The following is a 22,627-nucleotide window of genomic DNA, read 5'->3' as shown; positions in this document are numbered from 1 at the left end:
ACCTTTTCAGGGGTCGGGTCACGCGTGTCCGCTCTCAGGAATCAATTCTTATCCAGACCGTAGCAGGAATGCAAAGTCCGAACCGCAAGCTCGGCATAGGGACCGTCGATCAGGATGGAGATCTTGATCTCCGAGGTCGTGATCGCCTTGATGTTGATGCCCTTCTCGGCCAGCGCACGGAAAGCGGTCGCAGCAACACCTGCATGGCTGCGCATGCCGATGCCGATGACGGAAACCTTCACGAGACCCTTCTCGCTCTGGACGACGTCGAAGCCGATCTTCTCCTTGTTGGAGCCGAGAACGGCCAGCGCCTTGTCCACGTCACCAGAAGGAACAGTGAAGGTCATGTCGGTCTTCGAACCATCTTCCGAGATGTTCTGGACGATCATGTCGACATTGATGTGGGATTCGGCGAGCGGTCCGAAGATCGCAGCCGACACACCCGGCCGGTCGGCCAGGCGGCGCAGCGAAATCTGGGCTTCATCCTTGGCATAGGCAATACCGGTGACGACTTCCTGTTCCACGATCTCTTCCTCATCGCAAATCAACGTACCGGGCGGGTTCATCAGATCGCCCATGCCCGGTGCATCGGGATCTTCAAAGCTGGAGCGCACGAAGGTGCGGACCTTGTGCACCATGGCGAGTTCGACGGAGCGGACCTGCAGCACCTTGGCGCCGAGCGAGGCCATCTCGAGCATTTCCTCGAACGCGATCTTCTTCAGGCGGCGTGCCTTGGGCTCGATGCGCGGGTCGGTCGTGTAGACGCCGTCGACGTCAGTATAGATGTCGCAGCGGTCAGCCTTCACGCCAGCGGCAATCGCAACGGCCGAGGTATCAGAGCCACCACGGCCGAGCGTCGCGATGCGATTGTCAGGGCCGATACCCTGGAAACCGGCGACGACAGCCACCTGGCCCTCGCTCATGCGGCGAATGATTTCGGTGCCGTCGATCTCCTGGATACGGGCAGCACCATGCGCGTTGTCGGTCTTGATCGGGATCTGCCAGCCCTGCCAGGAGCGGGCATTGATGTCCATCGACTGGAGCGCGATTGCCAGCAGGCCGGCAGTCACCTGTTCGCCGGAGGCGACGACGGCATCATATTCGCGCGCATCGTAGAAGGGCGAAGCGGCACCGGCGACCTTGGGCATGTTTTGCACCCAGTCGACCAGCTCGTTCGTCTTGCCGGACATGGCCGACACGACAACGGCCACTTCGTGACCCGCATCCACTTCGCGTTTCACATGGCGCGCGACGTTATAGATGCGATCCAGATTGGCGACGGATGTCCCGCCGAATTTCATGACGATGCGAGCCATAGACTTGAACCATATGCCCTTGAATGACGCCGGGACCCCGGCACAGAAATACCGGCCTGGGCGGATAAGCCTCAGGTTGCCGGGCTTTTAGTCTATCTGGCCAAGGGGCGCAACGGCCACTTAGCCCTCAAACGGTACGCTATGGCGCGGATTTTTCCACGCCTCTACCCCGAGGGAACACTGCCTTAATTTGGATCGAATTCGAGCGCCAACCATGAGGCGACGCCCGGACTGGGAGGCCGGATCGTCTCGTTTCGTCGAAGGATACCGGATAGGGTGTCATGAAAGCAGCTGACGCATTCCCCGAGACTGCCGTGGGCGACACGCTCCCGCCGCCCTCCTTCCTTAAGAGACATGCAAAGTCGATCGCGGCAATCGCGGCACTCATCGTCTTTGCCGCTGTCGGTTATGCCGTCTACCGGCTGACGAAGGAAGTCACCTATGCCGATGTGCTGCGCGCACTGGCATTAACGCATTCCTCGTCGATCGCGCTCGCCGTCCTATTCACAGGCCTGAGCTTCATCACACTCTGTTTCTACGACCTGAACGCGCTTGCCCATATCGGTCGCAAGCGCCCCTGGCCGGAAGTAGCGCTCACCGCCTTCAGCGCTTATGCCGTCGGCAATGTCGCAGGCTTCGGCGCCTTGTCGGGTGGTGCCATCCGCTACCGTGCCTATGCCCGCGCCGGTCTTTCGCCTGAGGAAATCGGCCGCATCATCGCCTTCGTCACCGTGTCCTTCTCGGTCGGTCTCGCGCTCCTGACCACGGGCAGCCTGATCCCGATGGCCGGCGAAATTGCGCCACTGCTCGGGATCTCCTCGGCGACGCTTGCAACCGCGAGCACCATCATCCTGCTCGCGATCCTCCTGCTTCTCGGCATTGCCAGCCGAACCGGACTGACGATTGCCGGCCGCACACTCCGCCTTCCCGACACCGGCACGCTCTCGCGGCAATTCCTGGTGACCGTGCTCGATGTCGCCTTCTCGGCCTCTGTCCTCTACGCCCTGTTGCCCACGGAAGCGCAAATCTCCTGGCCCGCCTTCTTCGCGGTCTATGCGGTCGCCATCGGCATCGGCATCGTCAGCCACGTGCCCGCCGGCCTTGGCGTCTTCGAGGCCGTGATGCTGGCCGCCCTCGGCTCACAGGTTCCGAACGACGCGCTGCTTGCCTCGCTCGTCGCCTACCGCGCCATCTATTATGTCCTGCCGCTGGTCATCGCGATCCTCGTGGTCACGGCAACCGAACTTCGCCAGCTGTCGTCGAGCCCGCTTGCAACAGGCGTCGCCAGAACGGCCGGACGCCTCGCGCCGACGCTGCTGTCCGCACTCGCTTTCGTCCTCGGCGCCATACTGGTCCTGTCGAGCGTCACCCCGACCCCAAGCGACAATCTCGACCTCCTCGCCGGGTTCCTGCCGCTCCCCGTGGTCGAAGGCGCCCATTTCCTCGCCAGCATCCTCGGCCTGATGCTCGTCATTATCTCCCGCGGCCTTGCGCAGCGCCTCGACGGCGCCTGGTGGGGAGCCCTCTTCATCGCAGTGCTTGCGCTGGTCCTGTCACTCGCCAAGGCGGTCGCCGTCTACGAAGCGGCCTTGCTTGCCATCCTCGTCATCGGCCTCATCCCGAGCCGCCGCCTTTTTCACCGCAAGGCGTCTCTCGGCCGGCCCCTCACCTCCTCATGGCTGCTCGCCGTTGCAGTCCTGATCGGCGGCGCGGCCATTGTCCTCCTCTTCGTCTACCGCGACGTCGAATATAGCCATGCGCTCTGGTGGCAGTTCGCCTTCGATGCCGAGGCCCCGCGCTCGCTTCGCGCCATGCTCGGCCTCACCGTCGTCGCTATGGGCGTCTGCCTTTTCAGCCTCATGCGCCCGGCAGCCCCCGCGATCCGTCCGGCAAGCGAGGAGGAACTGGCCAAGGCCGTCGCCATTCTCGACCGCCACGATGTGGCCGACGCCAATCTCGTGCGCACCGGCGACAAGTCCGTGATGATCTCAGCCGATGGCGAAGCCTTCCTGATGTATGGCCGCCAGGGTCGGTCCCTGATTGCCTTCCTCGATCCCGTCGGGCCCAAAGCCTCGTGTGACGAGCTCGTCTGGCAATTCGTCGAAACCGCGCGTGCGAGCGGATGCCGCGCCGTATTCTACCAGGCCTCGCCCGCCATCCTGCCAGTTATCGCCGATGCCGGCATGAAGGCCTTCAAGCTCGGCGAGATGGCCGTGGTCGACCTTGAACTTTTCGACCTCAAGGGCGGCAAATGGTCTGGCCTGCGCCAGGCGGCCGCCAAGGGCGAGCGTGACGGCCTTACCTTCGAGATCATCCCGACGGAAAACGTCGCTGATATCCTCGACGACCTGCGCCACATCTCCGATGCCTGGCTCGACCACCACAGAGCGAAGGAAAAGGGCTTTTCGCTCGGCGCATTCACAGAGACCTATATGACAGCCCAACCGGTCGCGATCCTCCGCCACGAGGGCCGCATCGTCGCCTTCGCCGACATTCTGCTGACGGACACACGCGAGGAGGCATCGATCGACCTGATGCGCTTCGCCCCCGATGCCCCGAAAGGCGCGATGGACTTCCTCTTTGTGCGCCTGATGACGACCCTCCGCGACCAGGGCTATCGTCACTTCAACCTCGGCATGGCGCCGCTCTCGGGCCTGTCGCGCCGCGAGGTCGCGCCCGTCTGGGATCGCGTCGCCAACACTTTCTATGAACACGGCGAACGCTATTACAACTTCAAGGGCCTGCGCGCCTTCAAGTCCAAGTTCCATCCCGACTGGCAACCGCGTTATCTCGCGGTCGCCGGCGGTCTCAATCCCGTACTGGCCCTGCTCGATGCAACGCTTCTGATCGGCGGCGGCCTGAAAGGCGTGGTGAAAAAATGAAGACCTCCTTCCGCGCGACGCTGCTCGCACTTCCCCTCCTTGCCTTGCTCTCGCCAACCATCGCGCCCGGTCCGGCCCATGCAGAAGACCCGCCGCTCGAAACCGGCATGATCCCCTCGCCGGTCACACTCTTGCCCGACGGAGATCCGCAATCGCTGGTCGTGCTGCTGTCGGACGCCCCGGGTTGGAAGGATACAGACCAGAAGGAAGCCGAGCGCCTGCAGGCAAACGGCGCGATCGTCGTCGGCATCGACACGCCGAAATATATTGCCTCGCTTTCACAGGACAAAGGCGACTGCATCTACACCGTCTCCGATATCGAGGCGCTCGGTCACCAGTTGCAGCGCAAGGCCGGCAATGCGAACTTTCTGCCGCCAATCGTCGCTGGCCGCGGCGAAGGCGGCGCCCTGGCGCTCGCCATCCTCGCCCAGACTCCAAGAGCCACCATCGGCCAGACGCTGGCCCTCGACCCGGAAGCCGGCATTCCGCTCACCGAACAGTTCTGCACGCCGGCCGAGAAGAAGGTCGATGGCGACAGGATGATCTACGGCCTCACACCGGGCGACCTCCCTGATCCAGCGACCGTCCTCTTCAGCCCCGCTGTCAAGGCCGATGCCCGCGCCCATGTCACTGACCTCCTGGCGAGCCATTCGGACATCGACCAGCGCGACATCGATTCGGATACGGACAAAGCCTTTTCCGACACGATCGACGAACTGGTCGCGGCGACCAATGCGGCGGAAACCCCGCTCGGCCTGCCGCTGACCATTCTCGACGCGACGCCCTCTCGCGATACTATGGCGGTGATTTATTCGGGCGATGGCGGCTGGCGCGATCTCGACAGCCAGGTCGGCACCAATCTGCAGGCCGCAGGCATCCCCGTCGTCGGCGTGGATTCGCTCCGTTACTTCTGGTCGAAGAAGACGCCCGAACAGACGAGCGAGGATCTCGCCACCATCATCCATACCTACGAGAAGCGCTGGAAGGTGAAGCACGTAGTCCTGATCGGCTATTCCTTCGGCGCCGACATCCTGCCCGCTGCCTATAACGGGCTGCCCGACAAGCTGAAGTCGCGCGTCGCACAGGTAAGCCTACTCGCCCTCTCCCACCAGGCCGATTATGAGGTCTCGGTTTCAGGCTGGCTCGGCAGCAGTGGGTCCGGCAGCGCCGATCCACTCACGGATGTTGCGAAGATAGATCCCGCACGCGTTCAATGCATGTACGGCACGGACGAAGACGACGACGCCTGCAAGGATCTCGTAGGCGGACCGATCGAAACGATCGGCATCAAGGGCGGGCACCACTTCGACGGCGACTATCCTGCCCTCGCCAAGCGTATCGTTGACGGGCTGGACAAGCGAATGTCACGCTAAACGCAAAGAGAGGGGGCAATGTGCCCCCTCGTTCTACATTTCCAGGAACGCGAAGCTAGCGGCAAGCGCTCGGATTACGCTCGCAACGCTCAGCCCTCATGCGAAAGACTGGATTCCGGTCCCGATCGTCCAGCAGCTCGGATTCGCGACGCACCCGGCGATCATCGTCGCGACGGGGTCTGTCGTTGTCGACCCTGCGGTCGCGGTCCCGGTCGCGACGATCGTCGCGCCAGCCGTCACCATCCCGCCAGCGATCGCGATCCCGATAGAAGGCGCGGCCGCGGTAGTGATCATCCCAGTACCGGCCAATGCTGAAGGTCACGGTCGGAATGCCGAGCGGGCGGTAATATTGCGGCCCGACCGCCACGCGGCGCTGCGAATAGGTCGTCTGCAGATACGAGCCCGAAACCCATCCACGGTAACCCGCGAAGGAAACGTCGCACCAATTGGCGCTCGACATGCAGCCCTGGATGTTGACGCGCGTGCCGGCCGGCACCACGATCACGGCAGGATAGCGTGTGCTGGGCCCGGACCGCATGTTGACATTGGCGGTCGAGAAGGCCGTAGCCGCCTCGGCAACGGCCGGCAGGGCACCTGCAGATGCGGCAAGCGCCGCGATGATCCACATCTTCTTCATGGTCTTCAAACTCCTGTTCACCGATCGCCCGCGAGGGCTGCGGTCCGCCTTTCAACGTCTGGCCCCTCCCGAGGTTCCCGCTCCTGCCCACCTGCGACGTCCCTGCCCTTGACTTTGCAAGCCATCGGGACGACTTCATGGCCATCGCCGCAGGAGGTTCCGTCATGAGTGCAGAGGCACGCACCACCATTGATCAGTCAGAAGTCGACCGCTTCTCCGCCATGGCCGCGGAATGGTGGGACCCGACCGGCAAATTCAAGCCGTTGCACAAGATCAACCCCGTGCGTCTCGCCTACATCCGGGACAAGGTCGTCGAGCATTACGGCCGCGATCCCAGAAGCGCCCGCCCGCTCGAAGGCCTTCGCATCCTCGATATCGGCTGCGGTGGGGGTCTGCTATCCGAACCCGTCGCCCGCATGGGTGCGAGCGTGCTCGGGGCCGACGCGTCCGAAAAGAACATCAAGATCGCCATGACCCATTCGGCCCAGAGCGGCGTCGAGGTCGACTACCGCGCCGTGACCGCCGAGGAACTGGCAGCCCAGGGTGAAACCTTCGACATCGTGCTCAACATGGAAGTCGTCGAGCACGTCGCCGATGTCGATTTCTTCCTCTCGACCTGCGCCTCGATGGTCCGCCCCGGCGGCCTGATGCTGGTCTCCACCATCAACCGCACTTTGAAGGCGGCAGCGCTTGCGATCGTCGGCGCCGAATACGTGCTTCGCTGGCTGCCCCGCGGCACCCACCAATATGAAAAGCTGGTCCGTCCGGAAGAGATCGAGCGCCCGCTGTCGGCAAGCGGCATGCAGATCCTCGAGCGCAAGGGCGTCTTCTTCAATCCACTGCAGAACCAGTGGAACCTCTCCGCCGATATCGACGTGAACTACATGATGCTCGCCAGCCGCCCGGGCCAGACGGCATGACTTCGCCACAGGCCGTCATCGATTGCTGGCTGCGCCACGGCCCGGAGGCCTGGTTCTCCCGCAATGAAGCGCTGGATGCCGAAATTCAGGCGGAATACGCCGACCTGCATTTCCAGGCTTCGTGCTGCGCACTCTCGGAATGGGAGCACACACCAGAGGGAACGCTCGCGCTGCTCCTCCTGCTCGACCAGTTCCCGCGCAACCTCTTTCGCGGCAGCGGCCATTCCTATGCCACCGATCCGTTGGCCCGCGCCACGGCCCGTCGCGCGCTCGCCAAGGGTTTCGACGTCAAGGTCGAGCCGATCCTGCGCCCCTTCTTCTATCTGCCCTTCGAGCATTCGGAAGAGCTTGAAGACCAGGAGTTAAGTATTTCCCTCTTCGAGAAACACCGCGACGAGACGGGCGACGCCGAGCCATTGAAATGGGCGATCGTGCACCTCGAACTGATCGAGCGCTTCGGTCGCTTCCCGCATCGCAACGCAGCCCTCGGCCGCGAGACAACGCCTGAAGAACAGGCCTATCTCGACGCCGACGGCTTCAAGGGCTGACAATCGTCTAAACGGGCAAGGTCCTGACCTCAGCAAGCAGGTCAGCCTGCGCGTCCGCATTCTTCGCGGCAAGTTCCCTTACTCGCTGGCGGTCGAGCTGCAGTGCGCTTCCATCAGGGGCAAAGGCACATTTGAAGGTGAAGCCCTCCGGCGTCGGCCCTTGGTCAGCGAGCCGTTCGAACCGCTGCACCGCTTCACTCCAATTCGGCACGTCCCCAGCTTCGATCCAGAAGAGAACCAGTGGCGGCCAAGCCTGCGTCTGGTTCCATTCGCGGGCATGCTTCAGCGCGTCGGCATGCACCCCTGAATAGGTGAAGGCCATCAGGCTCTCGATATCTCGCCACACCGAGAGTGACGACACCGCGCCAGTCTGACCGACTTGCAGAAAGCGAGGAAACTCCTGTTCGCCCCAGCTTTCAGGTCCCGGTTCCCCCGCATAACCGGAACGCCCCACGAAACCGGCAGAACGCGTCGCCGCTTCGAAATTCAGCGGCTCCCGCAACGCGAAACCCTGAACCGATGCAGTCAGATAGGTCTCGGTATGGACCCCGAAGTTGTAGATCGCGATATGATGGGAATCGGCGCTCAATTCACGTCGTCAGGCAGAACCGGCAAAGGCGCGATCTCGATGCCTTCCTCGATCAGCGACTTGACCTCGACGGGCGAAGCCTGGCCGATAATGCCGCGGGCTTCCGCCTCGCCGTAGTGTATCTTGCGCGCCTCTTCCGGAAACTTCTCGCCAACATCCTCGCTGGACGCCCGTATTTCCTGGATCGCTTCCTTCAGCTTGGACATCGCCTGCTTCTGCGCGGCAGAGACCGCAAGCGCCTGCGTTCCCTCCTTCTGTCGAGCGGTCGTCACGGCAGGCGCCATCAACACCTTCGAGACCTCGCCAGACCCGCAGATTGGGCAGGTGAGATAACCGGACACCTTCTGTCGGTCGAATTCGGCGCTCTCCGAGAACCAGCCTTCGAATTCATGGGCCTTCTCGCAGCACAGGGAATAGCGGATCAAACCGTGACGCCTCCCTTGGCAAGGACCGGCGCGATGTCGAGCTGGAAGTCGCGACCGTTCTTGAGGTTCGGGATCTTGGCCCGGCAGGCTTTGACCGCTTCGAGATCGATCTCGGCCACCACAACGTCCTCGCCCGCACCGCCGGCAGACGCCAGCACCTTGCCCCAGGGCCCAACAATCATCGAATGCCCGAAAGTCTCACGCACATCCTCATGCACGCCCGCCTGCGCAGCCGAAATGACATAGGCGCCGTTTTCGATCGCGCGCGCCCGCAGCAGGATCTCCCAATGCGCCTCGCCGGTCTGCTTGGTGAAAGCCGCCGGCGTCGTCAGGATCTCGGCGCCCGCCATGGCTTCCGCCCGGAAGAGATGCGGGAAACGCAAGTCGTAGCAGACGCCGAAGCCGAGCTTTCCGAACGGCAGATCCGCCACCACGGCCCGTTCTCCCGGACGGTAGACGGCGCTCTCGCGCCAGCTCTCGCCATTGTCGAGATCGACGTCGAACATGTGGATCTTGTCGTAGGAGGTGATCTTGTGACCATCGGGGCCGAACAGGAACGCCCGGTTCGCGATCTTGCCGTCGGAGAGCTTGATGGCGGTCGAGCCGACATGCAGATGGATGCCGAGCTCCTTGGCAAGCTCCGAAGCCTTTTTGACGATCAGATCAGTTTCCTCGTCGCGCAGCACTGCCGCCAGACCCGCACGATCCTTCTGCACGGCACCGGTCATTTCGGGCGTCTGGACATAGATCGCACCGCGACGATGGGCCTCGCGGACGAGCCGCGCCATGCTCTCTGCATTCTTCTCCGGATCGACCCCGGAGCACATCTGGACGGCAGCGGCCTTGAACACCATGGGTCTGTCCTTAACGAGAAAGAAGGGGATCGAGCTTGCCGGCCCGGTCGAGCGCATGCAGATCATCGCAACCGCCGACATGCTGGCTGCCGATGAAGATCTGCGGGAATGTGTTGCGGCCGGACTTCGCGATCATTTCCTCGCGCAGATCAGGCTTGCCGGTGGCATCATGCTCGACATAGGCGACGCCCTTACCGTCGAGCAGTGCCTTGGCACTGGCGCAATAGCCGCAGAATTGCCGTGTGTAGATCGTGACGTCAGCCATGGGTACTCCGCCGGAAAGCATCGGTGGGACAAGGAATTGGACCCCTCATATAGGCCCGGCAAGAGCCCTTGCAAAGGTCAAAATAGTGACATCCGCAGCCCCTGCCTTTTTCAGGGCAGCCGTCGCGGCACTGACCGTCGCTCCCGTGGTATAGACGTCATCGACCAGAACCAGCCTCTTTCCGAAGACGAGATCCTCGCATCCCTCCGGCACGCTGAAGGCGCCGCGCACATTGAGTGAGCGCTGGTTTGCCGTCAGCCCCACCTGTTGCTGCGTGCGCTTGCGGCGCACCAGCGCCTCCGCCAGAAACGGCTTGTCCGATTGCCGCGCGACATGCCGCGCAAGCTCGGCGGACTGGTTGAACATCCGCCGGAATATCCGCATCCGGTGCAGCGGCACGGAAAGGATGGCATCCGCCGCCGCGATCTCCGCAGATGCCGCGCGAACCATCCAGCCGGCCATCATCGGCGCAAGGTCAACGCGATCCCGGTATTTGAGATCATGCACCAGGTGCCGTGCCACGCCCTCATGCAGCGCAACCGACCGCAGTCGGTCGAAGACGGGTGGATGTGCAATCGCCTGCGGCGACACCATGCCCTCTCCGGGATCATGCGCGAAGGGCAGACCAAGAACGGGGCAATAGGGCTTCTCGATCAGCCGCATCTCGCCCCAGCACCGGGGGCAAAGAGCGTGATGGCTGGCGACATGGCCATGGCAATGGGCGCAGGCGGGTGGATAGACGAGATGAAAAAGCCCACGCAGCATCGTCGCGGCATGATGCCGGCTGACGGATGCGCTTTTCTGCACTAAATGAGCCCACATGCATCGACTTTACGCCCGCTGCGGCGTTCGGCCAATGCCGGAAATCCTGCCGAATTCAGGCCGAAAACCAGGAATACCCATGAACGAGCTTTTCGACGAAGCCCTGATTGCCCGGAACCGGGAACGCGCGCTGTTCCGCAATGCAGCCGGCAGCGATTTTTTGCTGGAACTGACGGCGCGTGAACTCGCCGACCGCCTGGCCATCGTCGAGCGCCGGTTCGAGAACGCTGTCGAACTCTTCGGCGCAACGGGCCTCACCGCCAGAGCCGCCATGGCCACCGGCAAGATCGAACGTCTGCGGCGCATCGAAACCCATGAAGGATTCGGTGAAGCGGACCAGCCTGTCGCGATCACGAATTTCGAGAGCGTCCCGCTCGAGCCCCAGTCCGTGAACCTCATCCTCTCGCCGCTCTCGCTGCATCTGACCAATGACACGCCCGGCATGCTGATCCAGATGCGTCGTGCGCTGAAGCCGGACGGCCTGCTGTTGGCCGCAATCCCGGGGGCCGGCACGCTGTCCGAATTGCGCGAGGTGCTGCTTGCGGCCGAAACGGAAATCTATGGCGGCGCGAGCCCCCGCGTCGTGCCCTTCGCCGACATCAGGGATATCGGCTCTCTATTGCAGCGCGCCGGTTTTGCCCTTCCCGTCATCGACGAGGAAAGCTTCACCGTTCGCTACGATCATATCTTTGCGCTGATGCGGGATCTGAAGGCCATGGGCATGGCGAACCCGCTGAAGGGCAGAAGCCGCCGCCCCGTTTCGCGCCGCTTCTTCCTCAGGGCAGCCGAACTCTATGCCGAACGGTTCTCCGATCCGGATGGACGCATCCGCGCCACCTTCTCGATCGTCTTCCTGTCCGGCTGGGCTCCGCACGAGAGCCAGCAAAAGCCGCTCAAGCCGGGATCGGCAAAGATGCGCCTTGCCGACGCTCTCGATCCGACCAAGCGTTCCGATCAGCCCTGACGGCAAAGATCACTTGTTGGCGTTGGTGATGTGGGTTTCCACAGTGTTGAGCGTGCCCAGCAGCGAGCCGGTGAGGGCACCATAGCCGCTGATCAAGGCCACACTCATGATGGCTGCAATCAGCCCATACTCGATCGCGGTTGCACCACGCAGGTCGGACATCAACTGACGGAAGAGACGCATTCTCGCTCCTGATGGTCTGGACCCGAGATGGTTGCCCCCCGCCCCGGCCACGATTGGGTTAGCAGGCCTGGCCGGAGCCGTAGCCGTCGATGATGCAGACGGAACCCGGAGTTTCCTGAAGCACGCTGCGGCGGATGGTGTATCGCTTGCCGCTATCGTCCTTCGGGATAGACCCGGTGGTCATCATGTCGAACTCGTCCGGCTGGAAAGCCAGGGTCTTGCGATCGGTCTTGGAGGCGAGCATCGGGGTCAGCACGAGCGACAACGCAATCGCCGCCGTGCCAAACAGCAGCGCGATGTTGAGGACCCCAGTCCTGCCCGTCTTGATCGAAGACCGCTCTCTGGACCGTGCGGCCTTCCAGAAATCCTCGTTTACCATATTACGCTCCACACACGTATTCGACGTATGAACAGAGGGTATATTGCGGTGCGGGGTATAAACTTTTGATTAACGACGGCGCTAAAATCAGCGACGTCTCACAGAAGGTCCTGCAGAACCGGAATAAGCGGCTCGTCGGCCGGCGGCATCGGATAGTCGCGCAGGGCCTTCGCCTTGACCCACTTGATAGCCTGGCCTTCCCGCCCCTGCGGAATGCCCTCGTAACGCCGGCAGATGTAAAGCGGCATCAGCAGGTGAAACGTCTCGTAGGTATGGCTGGCAAAGGTCAGTGGTGCCAGGCAGGCAACCTTGGTCTGGATGCCGAGCTCTTCCTCAAGCTCGCGCACCAGTGTCTCCTCGGGCGTTTCGCCAGCCTCGACCTTGCCGCCGGGAAACTCCCAGAGCCCGGCAAGCGACTTGCCCTCGGGACGCTGCGCAAGCAGGATACGGTTGTCGGTATCGACAAGCGCACAGGCCGCGACAAGGAGAATCGGCTTCTTTGCCTCGGCCATCAGGAAGCCTTCCGCCAATAGGCATAGCGATAGACTTCCTCGAAGCCCATCTTGCGATAGAGCGCAAGCGCCTCCGCATTCTCGGCGACAACCTGCAGCCAGGTCGTGCGTGCACCGCGCATCCGTGCCCAGCGCAGGGCCGAGCTCAATATCTCGATACCGAGCCCCTGCCGCCGGCGGTCAGCCCTGACCGCAAGCGACATGATGCCGGCGAGATCATTGTCCTGGACGCAAAGTGCGACCGCAAGCGCGCCCTCGGCTGCATCCTCGATGACGAATAGCCCGGACGGTGGCTTGATGCCGGTGATGACCTCCGCGAGCGCCGGCTTGAGGGCCGGATCGCTGCCATGCACGACAATATCGGCGTCCACATAGCGCCCGACATCCTGCGTCGGCAGATGATCGAGCGTATCGGGAAAGGTCATGCCACCGAGGTCGGCGGTCATCGTCACCACTTCCTCGAAGCGCTCCCAGCCCTCAGCCGCGAGGAAGTCGATCAGCGGCTTTGGTGAAAGCGGCGTCTGGCGCACCAGTAGCGGACGCCCGTGGGCTTCGAAGCGCTTGCCGGCCTTCTCGATCCGGATCGCGATGTCGCGGCTGTCGGAAGGATCGAGCGGCACGATGCAATTCAGCCGCTTGCCGGGATGCCCACCGGTCAGACGCACCTGCCAGCTGCCGTCATAGACGACGCTGCTCGCCGGCCAGGCCCGAAAACCCACCGCTTCGAGACGCCGGACGAGCGGCAGGTTGGGATCACTCACCATTGCATGCATAGAGACGTCAGCTCCGATAGTCGCCATTGATGGCGACATATTCCTTGGTCAGGTCGCAGGTCCACACCGTCGCGGTGCCGGAACCAAGACCGATATCGACGGTAACCGGAATATCTTCCCGTTCCATCACCGCCGTGGTCGCCTCTTCCGAATAGGCCGGATCGCGCTCACCATTCACCGCTACGCGCACATCGCCGAACCAGATCGCCAAACGATCGCGATCGGCCATTTCGCCCGACTTGCCGACCGCCATGACGATACGGCCCCAATTGGCATCCTCGCCGGCAACAGCCGTCTTCACCAGCGGCGAATTGGCAATGGAAAGCGCAATTTTCTTGGCCGCGAGGTCGTTTTCGGCACCCTTGACGGTGATCTCCACCATCTTGCGCGCGCCCTCACCGTCGCGCACGACCTGCAGCGCCAGATCCTTCAGAAGGTCGTTCAGCGCCGCCTTGAAACCCTCAAGCCGTGCATCGTCAGCAGCTTCGATCTTCGCCTGGCCATCGGCCGCCGCAGCACCTGTCGCAAACAGCATCAGCGTGTCGGAGGTCGAGGTGTCGCTGTCGACGGTGATCGAATTGAAGCTCGGCTCGACGCCTGCAGACAGCAGCCCCTGCAGGGCAGCCGGTGCGATATTGGCATCCGTCACCACGAAGGACAGCATCGTCGCCATGTCTGGCGCAATCATGCCGGCACCCTTGGCAATCCCGTTAATCGTGACGGTCACGCCATCGATCGTGGCGCTGCGCGTCGCGACCTTCGGATAGGTATCCGTGGTCATGATTGCCTTGGCGGCCTCGAACCAGAAGTCCCCGGTGGCGTCCTTCGCCATCTGGTCCAGCACGCCGGAAAACTTCGTCGCATCGAGCGGCTCGCCGATGACGCCGGTCGAGGCGAGATAGATCTCGTTTTCACCGCAGCCCAGCGCAGCCGCAGCCGACTTTGCCGTGAGTTCTGTCGCAGCCTTGCCCTTCACGCCGGTAAAGGCATTGGCATTGCCGGAATTGACGACGACGCCGCGCGCCACGCCATGCGCGAGGTTGTGCCGGCAGAAATCCACCGGCGCCGAAGGGCACTTCGACTTGGTGAACACACCCGCGACGGACGCCGGCTCATCGAAGGCCATCAACAGCACGTCGGTGCGGTTCTTGTACTTGATACCCGCTGCAGCCGTCGCCATCCGCACTCCGCGGATGACAGGCATGTCGGCATAGGTTTTCGGAGCGAGGGGAGAAATGCTGGAAGACATGGAGCGGCCCGTAATGGAAGGCCCGCAAACTGCGGGCCTTGAAAGAAATACCGATGAAGGAGAGCTTACTGCTGCTGCTCTGCCTTGTTTGCCTCGTCATAGCCCTTGCGGAGCGCTTCGTCGACGATCTCGATCTTCTGCTCGCTCTTGGCCTTCTCGATGATGGCGAGATACTTGTCGCGCATTACGAGCTGGCGCACCTGCTGCTCGACGGCTTCAAAAGCCGGCGGCGGGGCGTCGCGCTTGTCTTCCAGACGAATGACGTGGAAGCCGAACTGCGTCTGGACCGGGGTCTTCGTGTAGGCGCCCTTTTCGAGTGCGAAGGCAGCCTCTTCGAATTCCGGAACCATGCGGCCCTTGGTGAAGTAGCCGAGGTCGCCGCCTTCGGTCTTGTTCGGGTCCGTGGACTTTTCCTTGGCGATTTCGATGAAGTCCTTGCCGGCGTCGAGATCGGTGATGATCTGCTTGGCCTCTTCCTCGGTCTTCACCAGGATGTGACGGGCGCGCACTTCTTCCTGCTTCGGAAGGGCTGCGATTTCCTTTTCGTAACGGGCCTTCACCTCATCTTCGGTGACGGCGTCGACGACGTTCTTCTTGAAGAAGGCGTTGTGCAGTTCGCGCTCGGCGATGAATGCCATGCGGCGCTTGTAGTCTGCATCGTCCTGCAGGCCGGCAGCAGTCGCGTTGGCGGCAAGCAGCTTCACGTCGATGGCGCCGGAAAGGGCTGCGACCTTCTTCTGCTCGTCGGGAAGCTGGGCCAGCTGCGGGTCGAGATTGGCGATTGCCAGATCGAGTTCGGACTGGGTGATCTCCAGATCACCGACCTTGGCGACCACAGTCGCATCCTGCGCGGAAGCCGCGCCATAAAGGGCCGAGAGGGAAACGCAGGCGGCGAGCACGATTTTATTGAGGCGAAGCATGAAAGACCTTTCGGATGGTGAACCGTTTCAAGACCGTTCGAATCGGGCAAAATATTGTCAGATGCCCGGCGATCGAGGGGATTTGCGACTGGCCTGCGCCGTTGACATCATTCGACCCCCCTCTTATCTGTCACGCAACCTCGCGTCCAGAGTAGTTTCAGGACGCATTGTGCCTATTCGACTGCTCTAATGGTGGTCCGAAAGGTACGTCAACGATATGACGAAGGTCAGAAAGGACCATCGATATGGTCAGTCTTGGTGGACTTGCGCGCAAAATCTTCGGCTCGTCGAACGAGCGTCGCGTAAAATCCTATAACCCGCGCGTCGCTCAGATCGCAGCCCTTGAGGAAAAGGTGAAGGCGCTGAGCGATGAACAGCTCGCCGCCAAGACGGCCGAGTTCCGGGCAGAACTGGCCGCCGGCAAGACGCTGGACGACATCCTCGTCCCCGCCTTCGCCGTCGCCCGCGAAGGCGCCCGTCGTGCGCTCGGCATGCGTCCTTTTGACGTACAGCTGATCGGCGCGATGATCCTCAACGACAATTCCATCGCCGAAATGAAGACCGGTGAAGGCAAGACGCTCGTGGCGACGCTCGCCGTCTACCTGAACGCGCTCGAAGGCAAGGGCGTCCACGTCGTCACCGTTAACGACTACCTCGCCCGCCGCGACGCCGCCACCATGGCCAAGATGTACGGCTTCCTCGGCCTCACCACCGGCGTCATCGTCCACGGCCTCTCCGACGACGAGCGTCGCGCGGCCTATGCCTGCGACATCACCTACGCGACGAACAACGAGCTTGGCTTCGACTATCTGCGCGACAACATGAAGTATGAGCGCGGCCAGATGGTGCAGCGCGGCCACAACTTCGCGATCGTCGACGAAGTCGACTCCATCCTGGTCGACGAAGCCCGCACGCCGCTGATCATCTCCGGCCCGCTCGACGACCGCTCTGACCTTTACAACACGATCGACGCCTACATCCCGCTCCTGTCGGATGAAGACTACGAAATCGACGAGAAGCAGCGTTCGGCCAACTTCTCCGAAGTCGGCACCGAAAAGCTGGAAAACCTGCTGCGTGCAGCCGGCCTCCTGAAGGGCGAAAGCCTTTACGACGTCGAAAACGTCGCGATCGTCCACCACATCAACAACGCACTGAAGGCCCACAAGCTCTTCCAGCGCGACAAGGACTACATCGTCCGCAACAACGAGATCGTCATCATCGACGAGTTCACCGGCCGCATGATGCCGGGCCGTCGTTACTCGGAAGGCCAGCACCAGGCGCTCGAAGCCAAGGAAAAGGTGCAGATCCAGCCCGAGAACCAGACGCTCGCCTCGATCACCTTCCAGAACTATTTCCGCATGTACAAGAAGCTCGCCGGCATGACCGGTACGGCGGCAACCGAAGCGGAAGAATTCGCCAATATCTACGGCCTCGAAGTGGTCGAAGTCCCGACCAACCTGCCGATCAAGCGTATCGACGAGGACGACGAGGTCTACCGGACCTTCGAAGAAAAGTTCAAGGCGATCATCGAAGAGATCAAGGCCGCCAGCGAGCGCAACCAGCCGGTTCTCGTCGGCACCACCTCGATCGAAAAGTCCGAGCTTCTGGCTAACATGCTCAGCCAGTCCGGCTTCAAGGACTTCAAGGTCCTGAACGCCCGCTACCATGAGCAGGAAGCCTATATCGTGTCCCAGGCCGGCGTTCCCGGCGCCGTCACCATCGCCACCAACATGGCCGGCCGCGGTACCGACATCCAGCTCGGCGGCAATCTCGACATGCGCCTCGAGCACGAACTGGCCGAGATGGAGCCGGGTCCGGAGCGCGACGCCAAGGCCGAAGCCATCAAGGCCGAAATCGCGGCCCTGAAGCAGAAGGCTCTCGAAGCCGGTGGCCTCTATGTCATCGCCACGGAACGCCACGAAAGCCGCCGTATCGACAACCAGCTGCGCGGCCGTTCCGGCCGTCAGGGCGACCCGGGCCGCTCGAAGTTCTACCTGTCGCTCCAGGACGACCTGATGCGCATCTTCGGCTCCGACCGCATGGACGGCATGCTGACGAAGCTCGGTTTGAAGGACGGCGAAGCCATCGTTCATCCGTGGATCAACAAGGCGCTCGAACGCGCCCAGAAGAAGGTCGAAGCCCGCAACTTCGACATCCGCAAGAACCTCCTGAAGTATGACGACGTCATCAACGACCAGCGTAAGGTTATCTTCGAGCAGCGCATCGAGTTGATGGACGCGACCGACGTGTCGGCAACCGTCACCGACATGCGCCACGAAGTCATCGAGACCATGGTCGCCATCCACGTTCCCCCGAACGCCTATGCCGAACAGTGGGATGTCGCGGGCCTCAAGCAGAAGGTCGCGAACACCCTCAACCTCGACCTGCCGGTCGACGTCTGGGCGGCGGAAGAAGGCATCGCGGAAGACGACATCTACAACCGCATCATGGAAGCCGCCGACAAGGCCGCCGCAGACAAGGCGGAGCGCTTCGGCGCCGAGCTGATGGCCTATGTCGAACGCTCCGTCGTTCTGCAGACCATCGACAATCTCTGGCGCGAGCACATCGTCAACCTCGACCACCTGCGCTCGGTCGTCGGTTTCCGCGGCTATGCCCAGCGCGACCCGCTGCAGGAATACAAGGCGGAAGCCTTCGAACTCTTCCAGGCCCTGCTCGCCAACCTGCGCGATGCCGTGACCATGCAGATGTCGCGCGTCGAACTGGTGCGCGATCCGCCGCCAGCCCCGACCCCGCCGCCGATGGAAGGCCATCACCTCGACGCCACCACCGGCGAGGACGATTTTGCCGAAGGCGCCCAGGTGCCGCCGCAGGATCGCAATCCGCTCGAACCAAAGAGCTGGGGCACGGTCGGTCGCAATGAGCCCTGCCCCTGCGGCTCCGGCAAGAAGTACAAGCACTGCCACGGCGCGCTGGAAGCCTGATCTTTCAGCCTTAAAGCTTGAGGTTTTTTCAACCTTTCGCTGTCAGCCTCCGACGAAAGAGGGGAACCGCGCCACCCGGCCCGGTTCCCCTTTCCTTTGGAGGGTCGCGATGTCGGCTGGTGCAGCACGGGAACATCATTGGGATTCGCTGCGCGCGTTCCTGATGCTTCTCGGCATCCCCTATCACGCCGCCATGGCCTACAATGCCCGTGTCCTCTGGGACATCCAATCGCCCGACAAGAGCGAGCTTCTCACCTTCCTGAGTGGCGTCTTCGTCACCTTCCGCATGCCGGCCTTCTTCATCGTAGCCGGCTACTTCGCCGCCATGATGCTCGAGCGCAGAGCTGCAGGTTCCTGGCTGCGCGGCCGCTTCGTGCGGCTCGGCGTCCCCTTCCTGACAGGCCTTGCCCTGCTGGCGCCCTTGCAGATCGCCCTGGTCGACATCAACCAAGCGCTGACCGGCACGATGTCGATGACATCAGCCCTCGACCAGGCAGCCCGGGATGTCACCCATCCCGGCTTCAGCTGGATCATGCATCTCTGGTTCCTGCCGGCACTGCTGGCCTACAGCACCCTTCTCGTCCTCGTCTGGCAGCCGCTGCGGCAGCCACCGCTGGCAGGGCTAGTCCGGCGCCTTCACCAGACCACCCTCGCCAATCCCCGCACAGCACTTGCGCTGCTCACGCTCGCCGTCACGGCATGGGAGGTTCTCGTCCACCTCGCGCACCAGACGATGCTCGCGCGAGATGGCACCCTGCCCTATCTGCTTGCCCACGGCATCGATCCCTATTTGCGCTACCTTCCCTTCTTCCTGATCGGCGTCGCCCTCAGATCGGCTGCCGATCTCAGGGCGGCATTCGTCTGGCAAAGGGGTTGGACACTCCCCACTGTGGCCGTCATCACCGCAATCGCCGCCTCCCTGTTGCGCGGGCGCGATACGGCCGGCCTCGAACTCGCTTACAATGCCGTCGATGGCGCGGCTGCCGTCCTCATGAGCCTTGTCGTAATCGGCATCACTGAACGCTTCTGGAACCGCCCTGATCCCCGCATTGACCGGATCGTCGACGCCTCCTTCAGCATCTACCTCCTTCATCATCCGATCATCTATGCGCTGGCGACGCTCTTCCTCCTCACCACCTGGCCACCCCTGGTGGAGTTCCTGCTTGTCTGCCTGGTGACCTCGGTGCTGTCCTATGCGGCCCACCGCCTGATCCGGCGCTCGGCGCTGGCGCTTTTCCTCTTGAACGGCGTGCCGATGTCCGGCAAGACCCGGGACGGCGACCGCCCGCAAGGCAGCATCACCACACTTCGTTAACCCTGATCTGTCATCACTGGAGGCCATACCCGACCCAGCGAGAAGTATTGCGTCCGTACCGATGACTGTTCTGGAAACAGCGGAAAAATGGTTGCCCGCGGGCCCGCGTCTGGTCCGTGCGCTCTTGGCTGACGACGAGACGGCCCGTGCCCAGCGCATGGCCGCCATCGCCTTCGCCATCCGCATCGTCAGCGCCGCCATCGCCTTCCTCTCGCAGATCATCCAGGCCCGCCTGATGGGCGAGTTCGAATACGGCATCTTCGTCTTCGTTTGGGTGCTGGTCGTGCTGGCCGGCAGTTTCTCCTCCCTCGGCTTCCCGACAGCCGTCATCCGTTTCCTGCCCCAATATGATCTCGACCACGCCAAGGCCGAAATCCGCGGGCTGACCTCCACGGCCCGCCTCTTTGCCATGACGAGTGCCAGCATAATGGCCCTATCAGGCATCTCGGCCCTGCATCTGTTCGGCGATAGCATCGAGCACTATTACCTCGTGCCGCTCTTCCTCGCCGTCTTCGCCCTGCCGATGATCGCGCTCGGCGACGTGCTGGATGGCACCGCGCGCGCCAATCGCTGGGCAGTCCTTGGCCTCAGCCTCACCTACATCATCCGCCCGAGCCTGATCCTCGTCTTCATGCTTCTGGCCGTCTATTGGGGGGCGCCTGCTACCGCCGTCACTGCCATGCAGGCAGCGCTCGCCGCCACCTATGTCACCACGCTCGGCCAGTTCCTCCTCGTCGACCGCCGTCTTCTGAACCGCTACGACCGCGGCGCCCGCACGATCGATTTTGCAGCCTGGATCAAGGTCGCCCTGCCGATCTTCCTCATCGAAGGCTTCGGCTTCCTGCTCACCAATTCCGATGTCATCGTCGTCGGCCTCTACCTGCCGCCGGACCAGGTCGGCATCTACTTCGCCGCCGCCAAGACCATGGCGCTGGTGCAATTCGTTTTCTTCGCCGTCAAGGCGGGCGCCACCCCGCGCTTTTCCGCCCTGATGGCCGCCGATGACCGCCATGGTCTCGCCGGCTTCGCCGGCACAGCCGCGCGCTGGACCTTCTGGCCCTCGCTCGCCGTCGGTGCCGTCGTCCTGATGTTGGGCCAGTTGCTGCTCGGCCTTTTCGGCTCGGCTTTCACCGCAGGCTATGTCCTGATGGTCATCCTCTTTGCCGGCAACATGGCCAAGGCGCTCGTCGGCCCGGCCGAAATGCTGCTCACCATGGCCGGCCGCCAGCAACTTTGCGTTGCCGTCTATGCCGTCGCTCTCGCCAGCAATATCGGCCTGAACATCACGCTGATCCCCGCCTGGGGTCTCGCAGGCGCCGCCACCGCAACGGCCGCCGCCATGACCATCGAGGCCCTTCTCCTGTATGTCGCGGTCCGCCGCGCGCTTGGCATCGTCGTCTTCGCCTTTGCCGATCCGCATGCCCTGACGCCCCGCACGGAGGCCGTCCGCCCATGACCGAACGCATCTACAACGAGAGCATGAACAGCGACGCCAACCGGCTGGTCGGCAGTCTCGCAGGCGCTCCCGCAGCCCCGATTGCGGAGATGGAAGTGGCTGTCGGCCGCCCAGGTCGTCGCCTCAGCGTCTATCCCGGCCAGATGGGCTATGAACTCCAGGACGAGCTCGAATACCTGACCTACCGGGTGATGGAGGCGAACGTCTTCTTCGCCCCACGTTTCCTCGCGCCCGCCATGCCGCGTCTGGAAGAGCGTCAGGTCCGCTTTGCCGTCATCCGCGACGAGGACGAACGCCGCTCGCGCCTGCGCATGCTCTTCCCCTTTTCGGTCGAAAAGCCCGGTTTCTCCGTCGGCCCCTCGATCATCCGCGCCTGGGCCAATCCCTTCGGCCCGCTCGGCACGCCGCTCGTCGATGCCGAAGGTGCTGCCGAGACGATCGACAACCTGCTGGAAGCGCTCGGCCGTCCGGAAGCCCGCCTGCCGAGCCTGCTCGTCATTCCGGATCTTCGCCTCGAAGGTCGCTTCGCCCAACTCGCCCGTGCCGTGGCGCTTGCCCGCGACCTGCCGTTGACGCTCACCAACGAATACCAGCGGCCGATGCTGCAGAGCTTCGACGACGGCCCGAACTATCTCCGCTCGGCGCTCAACAAGAACCACCTGCGCGAGATGCGCCGCCAGTTCCGGCTGCTTTCCGAACAGGGAGCGGTGACCTACAACGTCGCCCGTCAGCCGGAAGAAATCCGCTTCCGGATGGAAGAATTCCTGGCCCTGGAAGCAAGCGGCTGGAAGGGGCGCAAGCGCTCCGCCATGGTCAACGACCGCCTGCGCGCTGCCTTCGCCCGCGAGGCGATCACCAATCTGGCCGAAGCCGACGCCGTGCGTATCCACACGCTCGACCTTGACGGTCGCGCGATCGCCTCCATGGTCGTCTTCATCATGGCCGGCGAGGCCTATACCTGGAAGACCGCCTTCGACGAGACCTATGCCCGCTTCTCGCCCGGCAAGCTGCTGATGGCCGACCTCACCGAATGGCATCTCGACGACGCCAACATCGTGCGCACCGACAGCTGTGCCGTGCCCGACCATCCGATCATGAGCCGCTTCTGGAAGGAACGCGAAGCCATGGGCACCCTGGTGATCGGCCTCAAATCAAACGCCGACCGCGACGTCCGCCAGGTCGGCGCCCAGCTGCACATGTATCGCAACACCCGCAACATCGCCCGCATCCTGCGCGACAAGGTCCTGAACCGCCGCTTCGGCAACTGATTGGCATCCAGATCGACGGGACTGTCATCCCAACC

General features: G+C 62.9%; 22 protein-coding genes. 9 read left to right on the top strand and 13 right to left on the bottom strand.

Features of this window, described 5'->3' with window-relative positions:
• Window positions 1–41 precede the first annotated feature (41 nt).
• Window positions 42–1,316: an aspartate kinase gene (locus tag AC02Y0_RS21090; RefSeq protein WP_102020866.1), complete on the bottom strand. Its 1,275-nt coding sequence runs from the start codon at window positions 1,314–1,316 to the stop codon at window positions 42–44.
• 281 nt (window positions 1,317–1,597) lie between these two features.
• Here AC02Y0_RS21090 and mprF point away from each other — a divergent pair, with 281 nt between their 5' ends.
• Both mprF and AC02Y0_RS21080 read left to right on the top strand, forming a co-directional pair.
• Window positions 1,598–4,198, top strand: coding sequence for a bifunctional lysylphosphatidylglycerol flippase/synthetase MprF (gene mprF, locus AC02Y0_RS21085; RefSeq protein ID WP_476381034.1), 2,601 nt, complete (start codon window positions 1,598–1,600; stop codon window positions 4,196–4,198).
• Window positions 4,195–5,571 (top strand): virulence factor family protein, encoded by a 1,377-nt coding sequence (locus AC02Y0_RS21080; protein ID WP_476381032.1) that lies wholly within the window; start codon window positions 4,195–4,197, stop codon window positions 5,569–5,571. The genes mprF and AC02Y0_RS21080 overlap by 4 nt, the downstream gene beginning before the upstream one ends.
• 55 nt (window positions 5,572–5,626) lie before the next feature.
• On the opposite strand, the gene AC02Y0_RS21075 is transcribed toward AC02Y0_RS21080, so the two are convergent.
• Window positions 5,627–6,208 carry an SH3 domain-containing protein gene (locus AC02Y0_RS21075; RefSeq protein ID WP_476381030.1) on the bottom strand — a complete coding sequence of 194 codons (582 nt, stop codon included), beginning with the start codon at window positions 6,206–6,208 and terminating at the stop codon, window positions 5,627–5,629.
• Between the two features lie 164 nt (window positions 6,209–6,372).
• Here AC02Y0_RS21075 and ubiG point away from each other — a divergent pair, with 164 nt between their 5' ends.
• Both ubiG and AC02Y0_RS21065 read left to right on the top strand, forming a co-directional pair.
• Entirely contained in the window at window positions 6,373–7,128 is a 756-nt protein-coding gene (gene ubiG / locus AC02Y0_RS21070; protein ID WP_102021243.1) for a bifunctional 2-polyprenyl-6-hydroxyphenol methylase/3-demethylubiquinol 3-O-methyltransferase UbiG, read from the top strand.
• Window positions 7,125–7,676, top strand: a complete 552-nt coding sequence (locus AC02Y0_RS21065; RefSeq protein WP_476381029.1) for a DUF924 family protein — start codon at window positions 7,125–7,127, stop codon at window positions 7,674–7,676. The genes ubiG and AC02Y0_RS21065 overlap by 4 nt, the downstream gene beginning before the upstream one ends.
• A 7-nt stretch (window positions 7,677–7,683) precedes the next feature.
• On the opposite strand, the gene AC02Y0_RS21060 is transcribed toward AC02Y0_RS21065, so the two are convergent.
• From AC02Y0_RS21060 to AC02Y0_RS21040, 5 genes are read right to left on the bottom strand one after another with little or no spacing between them, the layout of a single operon-like run.
• A complete protein-coding gene (locus AC02Y0_RS21060) occupies window positions 7,684–8,265 on the bottom strand; it encodes a DUF3291 domain-containing protein (RefSeq protein ID WP_476381027.1) in 582 nt (193 codons plus the stop codon).
• Window positions 8,262–8,690 carry a DUF1178 family protein gene (locus tag AC02Y0_RS21055; RefSeq protein ID WP_476381025.1) on the bottom strand — a complete coding sequence of 143 codons (429 nt, stop codon included), beginning with the start codon at window positions 8,688–8,690 and terminating at the stop codon, window positions 8,262–8,264. The genes AC02Y0_RS21060 and AC02Y0_RS21055 overlap by 4 nt, the downstream gene beginning before the upstream one ends.
• Window positions 8,687–9,544, bottom strand: coding sequence for a carbon-nitrogen hydrolase family protein (locus AC02Y0_RS21050; RefSeq protein WP_476381023.1), 858 nt, complete (start codon window positions 9,542–9,544; stop codon window positions 8,687–8,689). Before AC02Y0_RS21050 ends, AC02Y0_RS21055 begins: the two co-directional genes overlap by 4 nt.
• 10 nt (window positions 9,545–9,554) lie before the next feature.
• Window positions 9,555–9,809 carry a glutaredoxin 3 gene (gene grxC / locus AC02Y0_RS21045; RefSeq protein ID WP_102020874.1) on the bottom strand — a complete coding sequence of 85 codons (255 nt, stop codon included), beginning with the start codon at window positions 9,807–9,809 and terminating at the stop codon, window positions 9,555–9,557.
• A 45-nt stretch (window positions 9,810–9,854) separates the two neighbouring features.
• Window positions 9,855–10,574 carry a ComF family protein gene (locus AC02Y0_RS21040; RefSeq protein WP_444557045.1) on the bottom strand — a complete coding sequence of 240 codons (720 nt, stop codon included), beginning with the start codon at window positions 10,572–10,574 and terminating at the stop codon, window positions 9,855–9,857.
• Window positions 10,575–10,710: 136 nt separating this feature from the next.
• Here AC02Y0_RS21040 and AC02Y0_RS21035 point away from each other — a divergent pair, with 136 nt between their 5' ends.
• Entirely contained in the window at window positions 10,711–11,595 is an 885-nt protein-coding gene (locus AC02Y0_RS21035; RefSeq protein WP_476381021.1) for a methyltransferase domain-containing protein, read from the top strand.
• Window positions 11,596–11,604: 9 nt separating this feature from the next.
• On the opposite strand, the gene AC02Y0_RS21030 is transcribed toward AC02Y0_RS21035, so the two are convergent.
• The 6 genes from AC02Y0_RS21030 to AC02Y0_RS21005 form a co-directional block, all read right to left on the bottom strand.
• The gene (locus tag AC02Y0_RS21030) at window positions 11,605–11,778 is read right to left on the bottom strand and encodes a Flp family type IVb pilin (RefSeq protein ID WP_102020877.1); all 174 of its coding nucleotides are present in this window, start codon (window positions 11,776–11,778) and stop codon (window positions 11,605–11,607) included.
• Window positions 11,779–11,836: 58 nt separating this feature from the next.
• A complete protein-coding gene (locus AC02Y0_RS21025; protein ID WP_444557010.1) occupies window positions 11,837–12,157 on the bottom strand; it encodes a hypothetical protein in 321 nt (106 codons plus the stop codon).
• Window positions 12,158–12,255: 98 nt separating this feature from the next.
• Window positions 12,256–12,669 (bottom strand): 8-oxo-dGTP diphosphatase MutT, encoded by a 414-nt coding sequence (gene mutT, locus AC02Y0_RS21020; protein ID WP_476381019.1) that lies wholly within the window; start codon window positions 12,667–12,669, stop codon window positions 12,256–12,258.
• Window positions 12,669–13,469, bottom strand: coding sequence for a GNAT family N-acetyltransferase (locus AC02Y0_RS21015; RefSeq protein ID WP_476381017.1), 801 nt, complete (start codon window positions 13,467–13,469; stop codon window positions 12,669–12,671). Before AC02Y0_RS21015 ends, mutT begins: the two co-directional genes overlap by 1 nt.
• Window positions 13,450–14,691: a bifunctional glutamate N-acetyltransferase/amino-acid acetyltransferase ArgJ gene (gene argJ, locus AC02Y0_RS21010; RefSeq protein WP_476381015.1), complete on the bottom strand. Its 1,242-nt coding sequence runs from the start codon at window positions 14,689–14,691 to the stop codon at window positions 13,450–13,452. The genes AC02Y0_RS21015 and argJ overlap by 20 nt, the downstream gene beginning before the upstream one ends.
• A 65-nt stretch (window positions 14,692–14,756) precedes the next feature.
• Window positions 14,757–15,611 carry a peptidylprolyl isomerase gene (locus AC02Y0_RS21005; RefSeq protein WP_444557006.1) on the bottom strand — a complete coding sequence of 285 codons (855 nt, stop codon included), beginning with the start codon at window positions 15,609–15,611 and terminating at the stop codon, window positions 14,757–14,759.
• A 245-nt stretch (window positions 15,612–15,856) separates the two neighbouring features.
• Here AC02Y0_RS21005 and secA point away from each other — a divergent pair, with 245 nt between their 5' ends.
• The 4 genes from secA (at window position 15,857) to AC02Y0_RS20985 (ending at window position 22,592) form a co-directional block, all read left to right on the top strand.
• Window positions 15,857–18,553, top strand: coding sequence for a preprotein translocase subunit SecA (gene secA / locus AC02Y0_RS21000; RefSeq protein ID WP_476381013.1), 2,697 nt, complete (start codon window positions 15,857–15,859; stop codon window positions 18,551–18,553).
• 109 nt (window positions 18,554–18,662) lie between these two features.
• Window positions 18,663–19,868, top strand: a complete 1,206-nt coding sequence (locus AC02Y0_RS20995; protein ID WP_476381011.1) for an acyltransferase family protein — start codon at window positions 18,663–18,665, stop codon at window positions 19,866–19,868.
• A gap of 61 nt (window positions 19,869–19,929) precedes the next feature.
• On the top strand, window positions 19,930–21,324 hold the full coding sequence (locus tag AC02Y0_RS20990) for a lipopolysaccharide biosynthesis protein (RefSeq protein ID WP_476381009.1): 1,395 nt from the start codon (window positions 19,930–19,932) through the stop codon (window positions 21,322–21,324).
• On the top strand, window positions 21,321–22,592 hold the full coding sequence (locus AC02Y0_RS20985) for a GNAT family N-acetyltransferase (RefSeq protein WP_476381007.1): 1,272 nt from the start codon (window positions 21,321–21,323) through the stop codon (window positions 22,590–22,592). Before AC02Y0_RS20990 ends, AC02Y0_RS20985 begins: the two co-directional genes overlap by 4 nt.
• The last annotated feature ends 35 nt before the right edge of the window (window positions 22,593–22,627 follow it).

The sequence above is a fragment of the Allorhizobium sp. nf9_anc genome (genome assembly GCF_056323085.1).
Note: the sequence above shows the minus strand (reverse complement) of the source record. Positions and strands in the feature narration are given on the sequence as shown.

What these genes read in the sequence shown, in the direction of transcription:
- AC02Y0_RS21090 (WP_102020866.1), bottom strand. Translation starts at nt 1,316, where the DNA reads ATGGCTCGCATCGTCATGAAATTCGGCGGGACATCCGTCGCCAATCTG.
- mprF (WP_476381034.1), top strand. Translation starts at nt 1,598, where the DNA reads ATGAAAGCAGCTGACGCATTCCCCGAGACTGCCGTGGGCGACACGCTC.
- AC02Y0_RS21080 (WP_476381032.1), top strand. Translation starts at nt 4,195, where the DNA reads ATGAAGACCTCCTTCCGCGCGACGCTGCTCGCACTTCCCCTCCTTGCC.
- AC02Y0_RS21075 (WP_476381030.1), bottom strand. Translation starts at nt 6,208, where the DNA reads ATGAAGAAGATGTGGATCATCGCGGCGCTTGCCGCATCTGCAGGTGCC.
- ubiG (WP_102021243.1), top strand. Translation starts at nt 6,373, where the DNA reads ATGAGTGCAGAGGCACGCACCACCATTGATCAGTCAGAAGTCGACCGC.
- AC02Y0_RS21065 (WP_476381029.1), top strand. Translation starts at nt 7,125, where the DNA reads ATGACTTCGCCACAGGCCGTCATCGATTGCTGGCTGCGCCACGGCCCG.
- AC02Y0_RS21050 (WP_476381023.1), bottom strand. Translation starts at nt 9,544, where the DNA reads ATGGTGTTCAAGGCCGCTGCCGTCCAGATGTGCTCCGGGGTCGATCCG.
- grxC (WP_102020874.1), bottom strand. Translation starts at nt 9,809, where the DNA reads ATGGCTGACGTCACGATCTACACACGGCAATTCTGCGGCTATTGCGCC.
- AC02Y0_RS21040 (WP_444557045.1), bottom strand. Translation starts at nt 10,574, where the DNA reads ATGCTGCGTGGGCTTTTTCATCTCGTCTATCCACCCGCCTGCGCCCAT.
- AC02Y0_RS21035 (WP_476381021.1), top strand. Translation starts at nt 10,711, where the DNA reads ATGAACGAGCTTTTCGACGAAGCCCTGATTGCCCGGAACCGGGAACGC.
- AC02Y0_RS21030 (WP_102020877.1), bottom strand. Translation starts at nt 11,778, where the DNA reads ATGCGTCTCTTCCGTCAGTTGATGTCCGACCTGCGTGGTGCAACCGCG.
- AC02Y0_RS21025 (WP_444557010.1), bottom strand. Translation starts at nt 12,157, where the DNA reads ATGGTAAACGAGGATTTCTGGAAGGCCGCACGGTCCAGAGAGCGGTCT.
- mutT (WP_476381019.1), bottom strand. Translation starts at nt 12,669, where the DNA reads ATGGCCGAGGCAAAGAAGCCGATTCTCCTTGTCGCGGCCTGTGCGCTT.
- AC02Y0_RS21015 (WP_476381017.1), bottom strand. Translation starts at nt 13,469, where the DNA reads ATGGCGACTATCGGAGCTGACGTCTCTATGCATGCAATGGTGAGTGAT.
- argJ (WP_476381015.1), bottom strand. Translation starts at nt 14,691, where the DNA reads ATGTCTTCCAGCATTTCTCCCCTCGCTCCGAAAACCTATGCCGACATG.
- AC02Y0_RS21005 (WP_444557006.1), bottom strand. Translation starts at nt 15,611, where the DNA reads ATGCTTCGCCTCAATAAAATCGTGCTCGCCGCCTGCGTTTCCCTCTCG.
- secA (WP_476381013.1), top strand. Translation starts at nt 15,857, where the DNA reads ATGGTCAGTCTTGGTGGACTTGCGCGCAAAATCTTCGGCTCGTCGAAC.
- AC02Y0_RS20995 (WP_476381011.1), top strand. Translation starts at nt 18,663, where the DNA reads ATGTCGGCTGGTGCAGCACGGGAACATCATTGGGATTCGCTGCGCGCG.
- AC02Y0_RS20990 (WP_476381009.1), top strand. Translation starts at nt 19,930, where the DNA reads ATGACTGTTCTGGAAACAGCGGAAAAATGGTTGCCCGCGGGCCCGCGT.
- AC02Y0_RS20985 (WP_476381007.1), top strand. Translation starts at nt 21,321, where the DNA reads ATGACCGAACGCATCTACAACGAGAGCATGAACAGCGACGCCAACCGG.